This is a genomic window from Clostridium sp. MCC345 (genome assembly GCF_018785345.1).
Taxonomy (GTDB): Bacteria; Bacillota; Clostridia; order Lachnospirales; family Anaerotignaceae; genus Anaerotignum_A; species Anaerotignum_A faecicola.
Map to the genome: position 1 here is coordinate 1 of NZ_WQPP01000027.1, position 1,337 is coordinate 1,337.

Here is a 1,337-nt window from a genome sequence, read left to right on the forward strand (position 1 = left end):
AGAAAAGGAGTAATTCGGTATAGGATGGGCCCGCATCTGATTAGCTAGTTGGTGAGATAACAGCCCACCAAGGCGACGATCAGTAGCCGACCTGAGAGGGTGATCGGCCACATTGGGACTGAGACACGGCCCAAACTCCTACGGGAGGCAGCAGTGGGGAATATTGCACAATGGGGGAAACCCTGATGCAGCAACGCCGCGTGAAGGAAGAAGGTTTTCGGATCGTAAACTTCTATCAACAGGGACGAAGAAAGTGACGGTACCTGAATAAGAAGCCCCGGCTAACTACGTGCCAGCAGCCGCGGTAATACGTAGGGGGCAAGCGTTATCCGGAATTACTGGGTGTAAAGGGAGCGTAGGCGGCACGCCAAGCCAGATGTGAAAGCCCGAGGCTTAACCTCGTGGATTGCATTTGGAACTGGCGAGCTAGAGTACAGGAGAGGAAAGCGGAATTCCTAGTGTAGCGGTGAAATGCGTAGATATTAGGAAGAACACCAGTGGCGAAGGCGGCTTTCTGGACTGAAACTGACGCTGAGGCTCGAAAGCGTGGGGAGCAAACAGGATTAGATACCCTGGTAGTCCACGCCGTAAACGATGAGTGCTAGGTGTCGGGGAGGAATCCTCGGTGCCGCAGCTAACGCAATAAGCACTCCACCTGGGGAGTACGACCGCAAGGTTGAAACTCAAAGGAATTGACGGGGGCCCGCACAAGCGGTGGAGCATGTGGTTTAATTCGAAGCAACGCGAAGAACCTTACCAAGGCTTGACATCCCGATGACCGCTCTAGAGATAGAGTTTCTCTTCGGAGCATCGGTGACAGGTGGTGCATGGTTGTCGTCAGCTCGTGTCGTGAGATGTTGGGTTAAGTCCCGCAACGAGCGCAACCCTTATCCTTAGTAGCCATCATTGAGTTGGGCACTCTAGGGAGACTGCCGTGGATAACACGGAGGAAGGTGGGGATGACGTCAAATCATCATGCCCCTTATGTCTTGGGCTACACACGTGCTACAATGGCTGGTAACAGAGTGAAGCGAGACGGCGACGTTAAGCAAATCACAAAAACCCAGTCCCAGTTCGGATTGTAGTCTGCAACTCGACTACATGAAGCTGGAATCGCTAGTAATCGCGAATCAGAATGTCGCGGTGAATACGTTCCCGGGCCTTGTACACACCGCCCGTCACACCATGGGAGTTGGAAGCACCCGAAGTCGGTGACCTAACCGTAAGGAAGGAGCCGCCGAAGGTGAAGCCAGTGACTGGGGTGAAGTCGTAACAAGGTAGCCGTATCGGAAGGTGCGGCTGGATCACCTCCTTTCTATGGAGAAAAGCGGAGAAAA

The 1,337-nt window shown here is 53.6% G+C and carries 1 rRNA gene; it reads left to right on the forward strand.

Features of this window, described 5'->3' with window-relative positions:
* Positions 1-1,315 (forward strand): 16S ribosomal RNA (locus GPK49_RS06845); the annotation flags it as partial.
* Positions 1,316-1,337: the final 22 nt, after the last annotated feature.